At 59.3% G+C, this 489-nt stretch carries 1 pseudogene; it reads left to right on the top strand.

Annotated elements, in window-relative coordinates:
- Positions 1–64: 64 nt before the first annotated feature.
- A pseudogene (locus IMZ29_RS23015) lies at positions 65–489 on the top strand (transposase); the annotation flags it as partial.

The following is a 489-nucleotide window of genomic DNA, read 5'->3' as shown; positions in this document are numbered from 1 at the left end:
GGTAATGCCCCCTAAAAACCCTGGGATTCAGAAGTAGAATTTTCTCGCACAGGGAGTTCTACAGATGAAGCGATCGAAGTTCACAGATAGCCAGATCGTCGAGGCGATCAAGCGGGTTGAGGGTGGGTTGGCGGTGCCGGAGCTGTGCCGGGAACTGGGCATCAGCTCGGCGACGTTCTACAAGTGGCGCTCGAAGTTCGGCGGGATGGACACGTCGATGATGGCACGGATGAAGGAGCTGGAAGCGGAGAACGCCCGGCTGCGCAAGATGTACGTCGAGGAAAAGCTCAAGGCCGAGATCGCCTCGGAGTACCTCGCAAAAAAGTCCTGAGGCCGTCTCGCCGACGCGAGATGGCCAAAGAGGTGGTCCGGTCCAGGCGAGCATCGATCCGTGTGGCCTGCGCGGTCTTCCGCATTAGCGAATCCTGCTATCGGTACGAAGCCAAGCTCAAGGCCGAGAACGAGGAGATCGCGGATTGGCTGCTGCGC

Source organism: Verticiella alkaliphila (assembly GCF_018904615.1).
Classification (GTDB): domain Bacteria; phylum Pseudomonadota; class Gammaproteobacteria; order Burkholderiales; family Burkholderiaceae_B; genus Verticiella; species Verticiella alkaliphila.
Note: the sequence above shows the minus strand (reverse complement) of the source record. Positions and strands in the feature narration are given on the sequence as shown.